The sequence below is a fragment of the Mucilaginibacter sp. cycad4 genome (assembly GCF_034263275.1).
GTDB lineage: Bacteria > Bacteroidota > Bacteroidia > Sphingobacteriales > Sphingobacteriaceae > Mucilaginibacter.
This window is the reverse complement of the sequence record NZ_CP139559.1, coordinates 4,812,310-4,826,409: the sequence shown is the minus strand read 5'-3', so window position 1 is coordinate 4,826,409 and position 14,100 is coordinate 4,812,310. Positions and strand designations below refer to the sequence as shown.

Genomic DNA, 14,100 nt, shown 5'->3' with positions numbered 1-14,100 from the left:
GTTGGTTGCTTATGACCAAAGTTGCGGACGCGACTAATGCTGCTATGATTATCTTCTTCATAGATTTATGTGTTTTAATGAAATAATTAATGCTTTTGCTGAGAACGAGTTATCGTCGGTTTAGGGAGAGCGGGTAACCGATAGAGAATACCATATTGGCCTTGTTATTTGTATACCGTGTAAGGTTTGCAACCCCTACCGCTAAACTTAAAGGCGCAGGGAATGGCCTGATCCCTGCCGAAATACCAAGGTTCATGCCGGTCCATTCGGCATTTACATTTACATGCTGGATAAGCTCATAGGATATGCTGCCAAACACAGCGGTGCCATGTTTCCCTCTGCCCGCAGCAATATCTTTCGGGCTTTTTTCATAAAACCTGCCGTTGCCAATACCGATTGTGTAACTAAGCCTTGAACAGCCTGGTGTTAATGATTTAATAGTTTGCACAGCATGGCTTACAGCCATATAAAAGGTTGAGCCTGATGCATCTGACTGTCTTTTATTTGCAAATACCTGCAATGCGCCGGCCGAGATACTTGTACCCGTAAATAATTTGCGGCTCACAATAAAATTTCCTGAAAAGTCAGTGAACTTGTGTACATCGGTCATATTTAAACTGGCAGCAAAGTTTACCGCTTTTGCAGGGTTACCAACGCATACGCCTGCCGATGTAATCAGATCGGCTTTGTTATCACTATATACTTCGGGATAAGCGGCGCCAAGACCGCCGAAAAGATAAGTGCCGTATCCACCAAAACCTGATGGTATTAAAATGCCGCCGGGGGCATCGCTGGGGTAAAGCTCACTTTGCGCTTGTGTTGTTTGCCGGGTAGTTTGAGGTACAGGCGCCAGGAAATCATCTATTTTTTGCGTAAGCTCTTTTTCGAACTGGTTTTGACTGAAAGCGGCTTGTGCACTTAAACATAGTGCAGTAACAACACAGCCAATAAGTATCCGCATATTGGTTTTGCAAATCATATTAGTAAACAGGTTAGGTAATGGTATTAATGATTGTAGTAAACAGATCAATACTATCCGGCAACGATCTAATGTAGGTAATTTACCTGCAAAAAAACAACGGACAGTTTTTTGTTTTTCAGATAAAATAACCTGTTGAACAACAGGTTTAGGATGACAGTCATAATAAAATTTAACGTACTGCTGTTTGCAGGCGTTACATCAGAGGTACATAATTGTGGCTTTTTCATTGTGGTTTGGATTGTTTTTATATCACAAGTTTACGGAGCCACAGGTGGGTTTACAATACAAAGCAGTTTGTATTTTGAGCTGATTGTGTTGGGAGAATTTTACTGAGATGTTTTTTTCGGGAGATGCAAAGCAATAACGCCCTCTTACATTTTGTGTAAGGAGGCGTTACGAAAATTTCTAAATGGTGATCCTGGTTATTTCTTTTCATCCAATACAACCCACCTGTTTACAGTGTTATTCAATCCTTCGATGGCGATTTTATAAAATTTAGAAGGCATATTTTTAACATCAGCCAATACATGCTCATTGGTAACAGGCACGGTAGCTAACAGTTTATAATCGTCGGCCTTACCTTCTTTAAAAGTATTATCGGCTGCTACCCAAATCTTAACGCTGCCTTTAGGATCAAGCGCTTTCCAGGTGATATCCAAAGAGCCCTGTATATAATTAGCTGCAGGCTCTGCTACTGATAGCGGACCGATAAGAGAAATTCCGTCCATCTCACGTTGTTGTACTTCGGGTACTTTTACATTTAAAAAACTATTGATAGAAGGCGTTATATCAACAATGCCCGGCGTATAGAATTTAGCATAGTTATTAAGCGGACGGTAGCTGGTAACCATCCAGGTTGAGCGCTGGCGGGTGCTTTGACCACCGTGGTTTTTACCGGTTGCTTCGTCGCGGCCATGATCTGTTGTGATAAAAATCAGCCAGTCTTCCTTAAAATGTTGCTTCCGGTATCGTATTGCCGCCCAGATCTTGCCTACCTGGGCATCCATTTTTTCAATGGCATCATAATATTGCGGGCTATCGCCATATTTATGTCCCATATCGTCGGTATATTCCAGGTATACCCATGAAAGGTCGGGAGCTTTATCTTTAATACAATCTGCTGCTGAGGCTGCTACCTGCTCATCTATCAGGTGCATATAATTCCCGGCCTTATCATGCGGAAATTTAACGGTATCCAGTTCATACCCGTCATAAGCATAATCGGGATTAATATTGCCCGCTTCGGGCAGTTTATCGCCGATCAGCTTGGTGCGGTTATCTGTCCAGCTGCTAAATACGGCTGTCTTTTTGTTGGGATAGGCGTTTTTAAACATCCTGAATATATTCCAGTAATTATAGTTTGGTGCCTTAATGTCGTTGCCCCAAACGTTGTGTTTGTTAACCCAGGTAGCTGTAAGCAAACTGTTGTAGCCATTGGCCGATATGGTTGGCGTTTGTGAATAACCACCTTTTTCGCCGCCAACATGTGCACGAAGATAAGTGCCCTGTTTGGCTATCAGTTTCAGGTTAGGGGTATTCAATTTTTCAATAACATCTGCTGGGATGCCATCGGCAATGATAAAAACTGCTTTGCGGGTTTGAGCGGCGGTGTTCAGCCCGGCCGATAACAATAAGGCAAAAGCTGCGGTTTTAAGTAAGTTTCGCATCGGTATAAGTAAGTATTTTAAAGGGCTAAACTACGGTGTTTTAAAAGCACAGGCGTTAAAAAATTGTTATACTTTTTATCGGCCTGTAAATTTTTAACGTGCTGTAGCGTAAGTGATTTACAAACCGTAATATAATAATAAACCTATCAGCTATGATGCGCAAATTGACCTTACTTTGCCTTGGAATTTTAGCAATAACCGCCTGTAAAAAGGGAGGTGTAAGCCCGGTTAACAAGGACCCGGGTAAGGACCTGGTGCTTTCCGCAACCGAACAACAACAGGTTGGGCCGGGTAATGCTTTTACCTTAAAGCTGTTCAACGCTAATGTAAATAGCCTTGCTGCTGATAAAAACCTCATCATTTCACCATTAAGTGTAAGTTTTGCAATTGGCATGACCAGTAACGGCGCCAGCGGGCAAACCCTTACAGATATCCGCAAAACAATGGAGTTTAGCAGTTTTACAGAAGACCAGGTTAACAGTTACTATCATAATCTCATCACAAATCTCCCCGATCTCGATCCGAATACTACATTTAAAATAGCCAATTCCATTTGGTACGCCGATAATTTTACAGTGCTGCCGGCATTCCTGAAAACCAATGCCGATTTTTATAATGCCGATGTGAAAGCCCTCAATTTTAGCAATGAATCGGCATCGTTAAATACCATTAACGGTTGGGTAAGCCAGCAAACTAACAGCAAGATCCCAAAGATCATCGATAAAATTTCGGATGGGGCCCGGATGTACCTCATCAATGCCATTTACTTTAAAAGTACATGGAAAACCCGCTTTGATGCGAAGCAAACCTTCAAGGCGCCATTTCACCTGTCAAATGGTGGCACTGTACAAGCTGATTTTATGACCAATAACCATGCTGAGCTTAAAAGCATGTATTATAATGGAACAAATGTAGTTGAACTGCCTTACAGCAACAGTAAATACAGCATGATATTGATGATGCCTGATGAGGACATAAAAACCTTTGTCCTTGGCCTTGATTCAACTAAATGGAATTTACTGTTGGGTAAGCTCACCGCCGATAAATCGGACATTACCATGCCAAAGTTTAAATTTAGTTATGATGTTACGCTGAATGATATTTTAAAATCATTAGGTATGAGTATAGCGTTTAGTGATATGGCCGATTTTACCCGGATTAACGCAGCAGGCGGCCTTAGTATTAGTGAAGTAAAACATAAAGCTTATATTGACGTAAATGAAGATGGCACCGAAGCTGCGGCAGTAACATCTGTTGGTGTGGGTACTACGGCGGCGGCTCCTACCCATGTTTTTAATAAACCTTTCATTTTTGCCATAAGAGAAATGAAAACAGGGCTGATACTATTTGCAGGGATAGTGAATGACCCGACCAAAAGCGAATAGTATTATAAAATATAATCTGATGGATTCAAGCTATATAAAATAAAAAGCGGGAGCATGTACTCCCGCTTTTTATTTGGCCTTTACTTTATTGCCTTTAGCCTCGTGAGTTAATTCAACCATGCCTAAAGCCTCCATCAGGGGCGGAACATACATGGCAAACCTGCCGCGCAGACCTTTCTTTAATCCATACCAACCGCCAACCGGATTTGTTTCCGAACGGCCCCAGGCCTCAACTGTGCCTTCCTTGGCGGGTTTTTGCTCGTCGGCACTACCAAGTTCCATCCAATCACCGTGGGCGGTTAACATAGCATGCAGATCTGCCAGGCAGCGATAATCATAGTGAAGTACCGTTTTGCCAACGGTACATACCAATATGGGCTTACCATCTTTGGTATCCAGATGCATGGTATAGTCTGAAGTTAATGGTGGCGTTTTCAATGCCATCGGGTTTTCTTTTGTTCCGATATTGTTTTCCATATCGCAATTGAAGTTTATATTGCAAATTAAGGTTTTGTATGTTAATAAATACTACGCACTTGAATTTGAGATGAGTCAATCGGCTTGTATGCTTTACTTTTTCAATTCTTCCTCTTCCGCCAACAAAACATCGGCAGTAGTAAATCCTTCCAGCTTTTTAGCAGGCGAACCATCGGCATAAAAAAAGAACAGGGTTGGGGTGGCCCTAATGGGATATTGCTCCTTTAACTTTTTACCGTCCCTGCTATCTATATCAATAGCCACATTAACTACATTTGGGTTATAAGCCTCACCTAATTCCTGTTTAATCAATACTTCCTGCTCCATTTGTTTACAGGTTGGGCACCATGATGCATGAGCAAATACAAACAGTGGTTTGTTTTCGGCTTTGGCCAATGCCTGCGCATCTGCAAGCGAAATAGTTTTAAAATTGATACCCTGTTGGGAGCTAAGTCTTGGTTTGTACCTGGGGGTACATGATGCGAGGCTAATTACCAAGGTAACCAAAAACACCAATAATATTTGAGCTGATTTTTTCATTTGATTTTTATTTAACTGCATTTGTGCTGCAATGAGTTTATAGGCCTGCACCAGGCCCGTCATTAATAGGGTTAATCCCAATACCCAGTTGATGAGGTTATGCTGCGTTTTAAGTATGTCCATCAGGTAATTACCTGTAAGGGCATAAATAGTAAATGACAACAACGTGCCGGTACTGATGGCTACGATAAAAATGTTGTAAGCGGCGGCGTCGTTGTTTAACACTTTGCGGCTTTTTAAAACGGCTGTCCAGCCCATCCAAAAGGGTAAATGAAGCGGGTTAAGCAGGCTTAGCAATAAGCCCGAATAAAAAGGGTGGATCCCTGCAAAAGGCAGCACATCCTGGAAATTACGCATGCGGAACGCTGCCTCGAGGGTTTTATAAGCCAGCATCAATATAACGATGCAAAATACTATACTTAATATTTTGAACAGCTTTTTTAAACGAACAAGATGCTCAATCGCTACCAGGGCTATCCGAACGATCACTACCTCAACTAAAATAGCAGCAAAGCCAAACCAGGCAGCCCCGGCAAAATCACCGTTGAGGGCAAAGTTAGCCACGTTGGTATTTAATATACCAATGGGCAGCGCCCCAACAAAGCTAATGCTGAATGCTACCCAAAATAGTTTTAACTGCTTCAACATGCTCATGATACCAGTTTTAAGTATTCGGTGTTATTTTTAAGCATGGTGACGCCCTGTTTATAAGTCATATAATTAATGCCTTTGTGTTGTTTATTAAGTTTGCTTACGCGATAAAGGAGCTTCCAATGCCTGATGATCTCGTACCAGGCGAAGAATATAGAATGTTTGGGATCGTAAATATGGGTTGGTTCGCTGCCGGCACCGTTCAGTTCTATGATGGATAGATTTTCGCCCCGGCTTAGCTCAGCCCATGTGTTATACATTACATCCAGCCGGCCAAAATAAAACCCCGGGACCTGGCGGCATATGTCATCTATCGCCTCCGTCAATTCATCGGTAATAAGGTGGCTAAGGTCAATGAATTTAGCACCCCGGGCATGGTTACCATAAGGCACCAGCGTTTTTGATTGGCCAATAGGCAAAACCTGTTTCAGTTTATCACCATAGGCGTTTATCAATACCGGCAATTGCAGCAGGTAGCGGGGTTCTTTAACAATAAGCTCCATCATGGTATGTTTGCCATTGCCGGTAAGGGTCAAAAACTCTTTGCCAACTATACCGGTTACATGGCCTCTGGCTTCGCCGGGCAAGCGGCAGTAAAATATTCCCACTTCGCTTTTGTAGTTAATATATTCCTGCACCAGGAAATCAACCCTGATCTGTTGGGTGTATTCCAGTAATTCGGCTTCGTTATGTACAAGTTTAACCTGTACGCCCCTGCCACCAATATCCGGTTTGGCAATTAAGGGGAAGCCGAAATTTTTATCTTCTATGACCGATTTGATCTGCCCGAAATCTGTTCCTGTTTTAAAGAGGATGGTTTTTGGATAATATTGTTGAGGGATGAGGTTATAGATATTGGCTTTGCTTTCCAACGTAAAACCACCATTTTCAATCAGCGGGTTGGCCGTGCTGAAAAAGAAAAACGAACGCGCCTTAAAACTCAACCAAAACCAATAAAACATGATAGGTGCGTAAAACATATTGAGCGACCAGTATTCCCAGTTGAAAAGCCTGATTAAAAATCTTCTTAAACCAAAAAAGCGCGGCAATGCAACAGGCTTATTGTTATTAGCTTCTATAGCAAGATCATGCACATATTCATTGCCATCCCTCAAATCATGATAAGTCATGGTGATGTTTTGCGGACTGACGTTGATGTTGGTAACGCTTACCGTTTTCATTTTACCCCCCCGGTTTATTACCAATGCATCGTTATCATCACCTTCGCCTGCATAATGGTGAAAGTGCATGATCTCTTCCACCGTATCCCGATTGGCCGATTTATGCCAGTTATTAAACCAATTAATACGTTTGGCAGCCGCTATTTCATCATACAAAGTAACCGACGACCAGATATGTGCTTCCTTGCCATCCAACAAGCTGATGTGTTTTCGCTCACCATCCCATCGGCACTCATGTAGCTTACCAAAGCTGTAAAGCACTATAGTGAAAGGTTCAACACCTTGAAGTAGATAGCTTTTATAAAAAAGGTATGGATCTTCGGCATTGATGATATCCATCAAAACCAGGCCACGGCTTGTTTTATAGAGCGGCATGGCCTTATGTTTTACAAAGGCACCGTTTAGCAGAACAACGGTATCGCCATTGTTTTTTGTGGCTATCCAGCTGCCATTACGGTCGGCATCTTTAGGATACAGCAGCGTGTAATTGCCATTTTGGTACTTACGGGGTGCTATGGCCTGGCCCCGGTTAACATTTTCATCGCGGTTGGAGGTAAGCTGGAACCCGGTTTTTGTGGGGATATAGGTTACTGTGCACATGCCTTACGGTACTTAAGTGTTGACGCGGCGACACCAAATTCATCAGGAATAACTACATCAGATATGGCGTTTACCCCAATACGGATCAGGGCCATATGATGAACGGTATGTTCCAGGTTGTAAACCAGTTCGCGGTAGTAATTTGAAAATACCTGTGCCGAATGTGCTTCGCTTTCGCCGTATTCGGCTTGCAGTATTAATTCTTTATCTGGCTTTTGAATGTTTGCCTCCACCTGGCGAATGGTTGTGATAGCGAAATCTCTATCAGCTTCAATGGCTTTATTGCGGATGCGTTTATCATAATCAACCATGCCGGTTTCGTAACCTTTATTCAGCTCAATAAAAAACTCAAGAATATGACGGGTGTGCTGGCCGATACTTGATTGCGACAGCAGCTTTACCGGTTGGGTGTATTGTAAAGGACTTAATTCGTCAATTACATATTGTAGTTGCTCCAACAGATTGGAGATAGGTTCTTTCAATTGCATAATGCTAATTATTAGCAGTGGTTTTTGATTTTATTAATGAAGAAAAGGGATAAGGTTTAAAACCTCTTTCCTGAAAATGTAAAGTAGTATGGCTGATGTTGTAAACACAATAGTTGCCAGTATAAAAAGCTGACCGCCATCCTCCTGTACTACGATGCCCAGTTTGGTAAGATGAAAAAATATAGCGCCGGCCATCAGACCAACAGCTATCAAGGCGCCTATGCCGGTAGTGCGGGGGATAATGATCAGTATGGCGGCTACCAGTTCCATGCTGCCAATGCCAATCCTGCCCCAGGGCTCCATACCCAGTTTGGTAAATATGTAAACCGACTCGGGCGCGGCGGTGAATTTGAAAAACAAGGTTTGCAGCATGATGATTGCTGCTGCAAGGCGCAGCGCCCAAACCAGTATATTAAATTGTGTGTAAGTCATGATATTGAGTGGTGTGTGTTCTGAAATTATGCTTGTATCGGGATCTCCTGTTTTTGCCTCAATTGAATGGCCGCCATAACAATATCCCTGGCCACCTCTGCTTTGCTTTTAAGCGGATAGGCCTGGAACAGGAAATCGCGGTTAATGATGGTGATCTTGTTGGTATCATGCCCAAATGTTGCGCCTTCGTCCTGTACAGAATTGAGCACCACCAAATCGAGATTTTTACTGTAGAGTTTTTTGAGGGCGTTTTGCTCCTCATCGTTAGTTTCAAGGGCGAAGCCGATTGATACCTGATCATTACGCTTGATCTTCCCAAACTCAAAGGCGATATCGACATTTTTAACCATTGGCAGGTTAAACTCATGGGCCGACTTTTTCATTTTTTGAGCGTGTACCTGTGCCGGTTTATAGTCGGCCACTGCTGCGGCGAAGATTGTAATTTGAGCTACATGGAAATATTGTTGACAGGCCGCATACATTTCATCAGCCGAGTTAACATGGATAACTCTGAGGCAGCTGTGAGATAAACTGATGTTTACCGGCCCGGAAACTAAAATCACCTCAAAGCCCTGATCTAAAAAAGCCCCGGCAATGGCATAACCCATTTTGCCCGACGAATGGTTGCTGATGAAACGTACCGGATCAATGGCTTCGCGGGTGGGGCCGGCGGTGATCAGTACTATAGGTTTGTTTGGAGTTTTCATTTGGTTACGGTGGTGATTTTTTTTTCCGTGGAAGCATGGGCTTTGTGAGATTCCCCTCTTGGGAGCAGGGCTGTTGCATTCTAATTTAATAGTTGTTTTAACCTGTTGATATCGTTGCAAACAAGCCTTTGCGCTTGTGCAAGGTTTGGGTAATCATTTATTCTAAATACATTAATAACTATGTTTCTGAACACAGAAGTATTTTCAGGCGCATTGGATGTTCTAATTCGTGAAGCGTCTTCGTTAAATGTCACGTCCTTTACCCAATGAAGACTGTTTTCTATACTCCAATGGCTTTTAATACCATGGCAGAATGTTTGCGCATTACCGATTAAGCTACTGATGAAAAAGGCGTATTCTTCCCGGATACGTCCTTTTTCTTTTACCCAGCGATGCACTTTAATAAGTTGGCTTACCCCAGCCCATGTGTTACTGATTTCCTCTGTTCCCGGGTACACCCAAACCGTTCTACGTTCTATTCGCCCTTTGTTTTTCAACAACTCAACAAACTTACTACAAACCATTGCCTCGTCCGATGTAATGGTTTCGATCTTTTTGTAAAGGTTCTTTTGATTCTTCTTCACACCTATTATATAATTGTTATCTGTATCAATAATAGCCTCTACCGTTTTTTTTGACAATGTAATGCGTCAAGTGTAAACGTTACCCCCTGTAATCCTAAACTGGAAATAAGCTGCTGAACTACAGAGATTTCACTTTGTTTTGAGTTGTCAACTAAACCATGGCCAACGACTTGATTACTCCTGCTACTATACAGGCTTACCAGGCTTACAAATCGTTGTTTGTCAAGGGAATAATCGCTCATCGTCCCTTTCATTGCCTTACCATCTATATGTAGCCATTCATTTTTAGACAAATCAATATGCTGACTGGCCCATTTATGGAAACTCTCATTTAAGCTGTTAAAGTCTAAATCTTGTATTACACGTCTTATAGTATAAAAGCTTGGAAGGCGGGCTTTATTAGGCTGAAAGAAGGCCAAAAGATCGACTTCATTCCGCTTTATAAAATCACCCATCGAACGATAGCCATGATAACCGCTCATTGTACTCATTAACACAAGCAACAGAATGAAAGTCTGGTCATGTCGCTGGCCTGCCTTTCGCCTTATATCCGGTAACTCTGATAAATACGCTAATATGCTCTTATCCATCCTAACTTTTTTGACCTCAAGTTAACTTATAATATTTAGAATGCAACAGCCCTGCTCTTGGGAGGGGCGGGGTGTTTGTTCACTTGCGTTTTTGTCGCTTGCATAACACACCCCTGCTACCGCTCTTTGGCTTCCGCGCCCCTCTCAAGAGGGGAGTTTTTTATCTTTTACTTTTGTCCCTTTACTTCAGGCCATTTCTCATCAGCCGTTTTAATGAGGTTTGCCTGGTCTTTGGTCCACAGTTCTTTCACCTTATCGTTGTAGTTGAAATAAAGCTTGTCGTTCAATACAGTCCAGGTATCAGTTTGGGTTGGGGCTTTGTGTCCTTGTGAGGTACCATAAGCGCAGTAACCGCCATACTGGGGGGCATACTTTTCAGGGTCGGCTTTAAAAGCTTCGAGGTTTTCATTACTGGAAAAAAACCAGGTAGCATCTTTCCATTTATATTGAAATTTATCTGAGCCTTTTACCGGTTTTGATTCTGTGAAAAAGGCAACCGGGTCATAGCCTTTAATAGCCTTACCACCGGGGGCAAATATTTCTGATTGCTGGGCATAGGCCTGAACTGCGGTAACAAATGCAAGTACCGCGATAATTAAGAAACGTTTCATTTTTATGGTTTTAGATTGGTTTATAATTGATTATTGAAGACTGATCAGCGGATTATTTTAACCCAGTTGGCATCGGCTTTGGCTTTCAGATTGGCCTCGTCCTTGTTCCATGATTTTTTGGTGTTATTAAAAAACTTATTGTAAAACACGTACAGTTTACCATCAACAAGTTTGAAAGTTCCGGGGTCTATCTCTACCTTTTGGCCGGTAGCGCCCATAGCATAAGCACACCAGCCGCCGTATTGCGGTTCATATTTGGCGGGGTTAGCTTTAAACAGATCCCTATCCTGCGTGGACGCGAAGTAATAAGTAACGCCATCGTTAGTAAGGGAGATCTCTTTTTTGCCCTCAACGGCTTTTTGCTGGGTGAAGTAGGCAACCGGGTCGTAGCCTTCAATAGCCAAGCCCGTTTTATCTAAATTGAAGTGTTTTTTGCGAACGTTTGTCTGGCTTTGTGCCGAAGCGATACTTACAACAAATACAATGACTAATAATAAATTGAATAATTTTTTCATGATTGTGTTAAACTTGATGTTTGATTTTTCCTCCTTTGTCGGGATAGATCATCAAACCTTACAGCGAATCAGAAAAAATATTAACCGGGGGGCGAATGGAATTTATAAGAGAGGCAGAACGAATATAACTTGTTGTTTGCCAGCTGTTTTTTCGGGTATTGGCTGATGTTAGCTCTGAAGTTTGTCTATTTTACTTTGTATAATGGCAGTATCGGCAGGTGTTTTTATCAGCGTTAGTGCTTTCTCAAAGTTGAGTTTTGCCTGTTCATTGTCAATGCCGGTGTATAGTTCGCCAAGCAGGGTGTAGTAAAACTGGTTGCCGGTGAGTTTTAATTTTTCGGCTTCAATAATGGCTTCTTCGGGGCTGTTGGCTTTGGCAAGCGCAAAGGTGCGGTTGAGTGCTGCTACAGGTGAGTATGCTACTTGCAGCAGGCGGTTATAAAGCTGCAGTATGTTTTCCCATTTTTGTTTGGAATCGGCTTTTTGGGTATGCCAGTAGGCTATACTGGCTTCAATGTGGTATTTTGATAATTGAGTGCCGGTTGTGGCAAGGTTTAAATAAAAGGCACCTTTGGCTATCAGGTCATAGTTCCAAAGGTTTGTATCCTGATCGTCATATAAAATTAACCCGCCGTTTTGATCTGTGCGGGCCTTAAACCTCGAGGAATGAAAATACATGAGCGAAAGCAATGCATTAACCGGCGGTTTGTTGGTGCCTTCGTTTTCAATAAGCATATGGCAAAGGCGCATGGCCTCAAAGCAAAGATCTTTACGCAAAATTTGGTTATCACTAACCGAATAATAGCCCTCGCTAAACAGCAGGTAAATAGTAGTAAGCACGTTTTCGAGCCGGTTATCAATTTCAGCCGGACCGAGCATTTCGATTTTTATTTTTTCGTTGCGGATCTTTTCCTTAGCCCTGAACAGGCGTTTGTTAATGGTTTCTTTATTGGTAAGGAAAGCTTCAGCCACTTCATCAATTCCGAAACCGCAAAGGATGCGTAATGAAAGCCCGATCTGTGCCTCGGGTGGGATGGCAGGATGGCAAATGGCAAACATCATCTGCAGCTGGCTGTCGGTGATATTTTGGGGCGAAAGGTCGATTTCCGGTTCATAGGTCTCCGCGGTTCGTATTTCCGGGGATACCTTGCTTTCAAAAATGGTATTGCGCTGTAAATGGTTTTTTGCCCTGTTTTTGGCTACGTTATAAAGCCAGGCGGTTGGGTTAGGCGGAATGCCTTTATAACTCCAGGCCTGAGCTGCAGTGAGGAAAGTGTCGCTGGCAATATCCTCGGCAGTTTCCATCTGATCAAACCCAAAGCGGCGGCATAGCACCGACACTATTTTACGATATTCGGTGCGAAATAGGTGGGGGATGATTTCGGGGTTTTGCATAGGTTTTCAAATTTTGAGCGTAGGCTCTCAAATAGGTCCATCGTTGTAAGCGAAGCGTGGCAACCGCATACTACAGGGTGGCCAGGCACGCATGCGATCACCACACTTTCGCTCAATGGCAATGATGTTATGAATGGCATTTATCCTTAATGCACGCCATCGTTCTTTGCAACTTTCCGTACCTCAACGGTATTACCATCACCCTGCAAAACAGGGCAGCCTTTGGCAAACTCCACAGCTTCTTCAACCGATTCGGCTTTTACAGTGAAGAAACCGCCTATCGTTTCTTTGATCTCGCCGAAGGGGCCGTTGGTAACTACGCCGCCGTGGCCTACTATTTTGGCATCGGCAAAGGGCAGACCGGTACCGCTAACAAATTTATTTTGGGCGGCAATGCCGCCAATCCAGTCCATAGTTTGTTTCATCCAAATTTGGATCTGTTCGGGAGAAGCTATTTTATTGCCATCCTCGTGCCTGAAAATTAAAACGAATTCGTCCATCTTTTTAAATTTTAAAGGTTAATAAATATATGAATTACACCTCTATATCAAATGAGAATGGGAGAATAGGACAGGGCGGGAATATTTATTTCGAATTTGAGATGTTCGATTTTGAAATTTTTCTGAACCGGGTAATTTCAAAAATCAGAAAGTTTATGTGATATGGATAATCGCTTTTTAAATTCTTCAAAACTAATGGTTCGCCCTTCGGCAATATCTATCTGACTTTTAGCAATCCTTTCCAAAATCCACAATGGTAAAATTTTATAAACCAAAAAAGACCATCGCTTACGCAAATGGTCTTTTTATTTTTTGATCCCACACCTTTCAGTGGGCCGGTCGTCTATCAAACTTTGATCTCAACCTCAACACCGCTTGGCAATTCAAGCTTCATCAGTGCATCTACAGTTTTTGAGTTAGAGCTGTAAATGTCTAATAAGCGCTTGTATGAGCAAAGTTGGAATTGCTCACGTGCTTTTTTGTTTACGTGTGGTGAACGTAATACGGTGAAGATTTTCTTTTCGGTTGGTAACGGAAGTGGTCCGCTAACTACAGCGCCAGTTGGCTTTACTGTTTTTACGATTTTCTCAGCAGATTTATCTACCAGGTTGTAATCGTAAGATTTTAATTTGATCCTGATTCTTTGGCTCATCTTGATTTTTGTTTTTGTGATTTCATCGATTAAGATGATTTCACCGATTTGATTTTAATCACCCTAAGAGCTATTTATTAGGATGACCGATTATTGTTGTATTTGAAAATTTGGTAATTTGAAGATCTGAAAATTAAAAAAAA

The 14,100-nt window shown here is 42.3% G+C and carries 14 protein-coding genes and 1 pseudogene; 1 reads left to right on the top strand and 14 read right to left on the bottom strand.

All coding sequences use genetic code 11. The features are described 5' to 3' along the window. Positions 1–109: 109 nt before the first annotated feature. Positions 110–961 carry a hypothetical protein gene (locus SNE26_RS19445; RefSeq protein WP_321555564.1) on the bottom strand — a complete coding sequence of 284 codons (852 nt, stop codon included), beginning with the start codon at positions 959–961 and terminating at the stop codon, positions 110–112. Between the two features lie 443 nt (positions 962–1,404). Further along, positions 1,405–2,649, bottom strand: coding sequence for an alkaline phosphatase family protein (locus SNE26_RS19440; RefSeq protein ID WP_321555563.1), 1,245 nt, complete (start codon positions 2,647–2,649; stop codon positions 1,405–1,407). A 152-nt stretch (positions 2,650–2,801) separates the two neighbouring features. Between SNE26_RS19440 and SNE26_RS19435 the strand changes: the two genes are divergently transcribed. Continuing rightward, positions 2,802–4,034, top strand: a complete 1,233-nt coding sequence (locus SNE26_RS19435; protein ID WP_321555562.1) for a serpin family protein — start codon at positions 2,802–2,804, stop codon at positions 4,032–4,034. Between the two features lie 69 nt (positions 4,035–4,103). Here SNE26_RS19435 and SNE26_RS19430 read toward each other — a convergent pair whose 3' ends face one another. The 12 genes and pseudogenes from SNE26_RS19430 to rpsJ all read right to left on the bottom strand — a co-directional run bounded on the left by SNE26_RS19430 (position 4,104) and on the right by rpsJ (position 13,957). After that, positions 4,104–4,511 carry a DUF6855 family protein gene (locus SNE26_RS19430; protein WP_321555561.1) on the bottom strand — a complete coding sequence of 136 codons (408 nt, stop codon included), beginning with the start codon at positions 4,509–4,511 and terminating at the stop codon, positions 4,104–4,106. Positions 4,512–4,604: 93 nt separating this feature from the next. Next, on the bottom strand, positions 4,605–5,705 hold the full coding sequence (locus SNE26_RS19425; RefSeq protein ID WP_321555560.1) for a thioredoxin family protein: 1,101 nt from the start codon (positions 5,703–5,705) through the stop codon (positions 4,605–4,607). After that, entirely contained in the window at positions 5,702–7,483 is a 1,782-nt protein-coding gene (locus SNE26_RS19420; RefSeq protein ID WP_321555559.1) for an NRDE family protein, read from the bottom strand. The genes SNE26_RS19425 and SNE26_RS19420 overlap by 4 nt, the downstream gene beginning before the upstream one ends. Further along, complete coding sequence (locus SNE26_RS19415; protein ID WP_321555558.1) at positions 7,471–7,971, bottom strand: hypothetical protein; 501 nt, start codon at positions 7,969–7,971, stop codon at positions 7,471–7,473. The genes SNE26_RS19420 and SNE26_RS19415 overlap by 13 nt, the downstream gene beginning before the upstream one ends. 33 nt (positions 7,972–8,004) lie before the next feature. Beyond that, positions 8,005–8,403, bottom strand: coding sequence for a DoxX family protein (locus tag SNE26_RS19410; RefSeq protein ID WP_321555557.1), 399 nt, complete (start codon positions 8,401–8,403; stop codon positions 8,005–8,007). 26 nt (positions 8,404–8,429) lie between these two features. Then, positions 8,430–9,110, bottom strand: coding sequence for a phosphopantothenoylcysteine decarboxylase (locus SNE26_RS19405; RefSeq protein ID WP_321555556.1), 681 nt, complete (start codon positions 9,108–9,110; stop codon positions 8,430–8,432). An 80-nt stretch (positions 9,111–9,190) separates the two neighbouring features. Next, positions 9,191–10,284, bottom strand: a pseudogene (locus tag SNE26_RS19400) (ISAs1 family transposase). Positions 10,285–10,451: 167 nt separating this feature from the next. Then, positions 10,452–10,895, bottom strand: coding sequence for a YHS domain-containing (seleno)protein (locus SNE26_RS19395; protein WP_321555555.1), 444 nt, complete (start codon positions 10,893–10,895; stop codon positions 10,452–10,454). A 44-nt stretch (positions 10,896–10,939) separates the two neighbouring features. Next, a complete protein-coding gene (locus tag SNE26_RS19390) occupies positions 10,940–11,410 on the bottom strand; it encodes a YHS domain-containing (seleno)protein (RefSeq protein WP_321555554.1) in 471 nt (156 codons plus the stop codon). 168 nt (positions 11,411–11,578) lie between these two features. Next, a complete protein-coding gene (locus SNE26_RS19385) occupies positions 11,579–12,805 on the bottom strand; it encodes a sigma-70 family RNA polymerase sigma factor (RefSeq protein ID WP_321555553.1) in 1,227 nt (408 codons plus the stop codon). A 146-nt stretch (positions 12,806–12,951) separates the two neighbouring features. Beyond that, entirely contained in the window at positions 12,952–13,305 is a 354-nt protein-coding gene (locus tag SNE26_RS19380; protein WP_321555552.1) for a YciI family protein, read from the bottom strand. A 346-nt stretch (positions 13,306–13,651) separates the two neighbouring features. Continuing rightward, a complete protein-coding gene (gene rpsJ, locus SNE26_RS19375; RefSeq protein WP_022830652.1) occupies positions 13,652–13,957 on the bottom strand; it encodes a 30S ribosomal protein S10 in 306 nt (101 codons plus the stop codon). Between the last annotated feature and the right edge of the window lie 143 nt (positions 13,958–14,100).